Source organism: Veillonella tobetsuensis (genome assembly GCF_001078375.1).
Taxonomy (GTDB): domain Bacteria; phylum Bacillota; class Negativicutes; order Veillonellales; family Veillonellaceae; genus Veillonella; species Veillonella tobetsuensis.
In genome coordinates this window covers 1-1,081 of sequence record NZ_BBXI01000042.1, presented here as the reverse complement: position 1 = coordinate 1,081, position 1,081 = coordinate 1, and the positions used below count along the sequence as shown (strand labels likewise).

2 tRNA genes and 1 rRNA gene are annotated in these 1,081 nt (G+C 42.6%); all 3 read left to right on the top strand.

Features of this window, described 5'->3' with window-relative positions:
• Window positions 1-118 precede the first annotated feature (118 nt).
• Window positions 119-195: transfer RNA gene (locus VEI_RS09340), tRNA-Ile, on the top strand.
• Window positions 196-323: 128 nt separating this feature from the next.
• Window positions 324-399: transfer RNA gene (locus VEI_RS09335), tRNA-Ala, on the top strand.
• A gap of 492 nt (window positions 400-891) precedes the next feature.
• Window positions 892-1,081: ribosomal RNA gene (locus VEI_RS09330) — 23S ribosomal RNA — on the top strand; the annotation flags it as partial.

Genomic DNA, 1,081 nt, shown 5'->3' with positions numbered 1-1,081 from the left:
TCCTTTCTAGGGAGACATACACCGAGCCAAGAGCTTGGATGTCACTTAGGTCGACACTTTGGCACCTAACATTGTTCGGTTTTGAGAGATCTGTAAAGACTCTCAAATCTACAGATATGGGCCTATAGCTCAGCTGGTTAGAGCGCACGCCTGATAAGCGTGAGGTCGGTGGTTCGAGTCCACCTAGGCCCACCAGTTGGCTCATATTACTTGAAATACACATTGTGTAGAGTACAGACAAAAAGAGCTAATTATAGGTACAACTTTAAAAAGATAACGGATTCTTCGGAATGGATTATCGAGAATAAAGCGTAACCACTCATGGGGGCGTAGCTCAGTTGGGAGAGCACCTGCCTTGCAAGCAGGGGGTCAGGAGTTCGAATCTCCTCGTCTCCACCATTTAGTATTTGACAGCTTGTCTGTTATATACTAAAAAAACAAAGCTGATTTAAACAATCAGTTACAATTTAATAGATTTCGATGGATATCTAGGCGCATGAGATGAACGCCGTCGCCGCGTAATGGTAATTACGCAAGACAAGTGAGACGAATGCAACGACGATAGACGCGAAATATATAAATTGTTTGTTCTTTGAAAACTGCATAGAAGAATTAATATATATTTGTAAGGTCATCTCTTAGAATTTCTAAGTAGGTTGACCCGAGCACATAGGAAATAATTCTCTGACTTAATGGTGACGTACATGTAAAATGTACGGCTACAAAATAAACGACAATGTATCTAATGCATGTCTAAAAATCAAATTGATTTTCGTCAGAATTTGATGAATATCGAGGCGTACCAATGAAGCGAAATCGCCGCGTATTTGTATACGCAAGATGAGCTGAATGCAGTACAACGAAGATAGTCGCAAATTATGGCGTAAAATAAGTAAAGATTTTAAGGGCGTACGGCGGATGCCTTGGCGATATCAGCCGAAGAAGGACGCGGTAAGCTGCGATAAGCTACGGAGAGATGCAAGCAATCTTTGACCCGTAGATTTCCGAATGGGGGAACCCGGCAGTGGTTATGCACTGTCACCCATACCTTTGAGTATGAGGAGGGCACCTGGGGAACTGA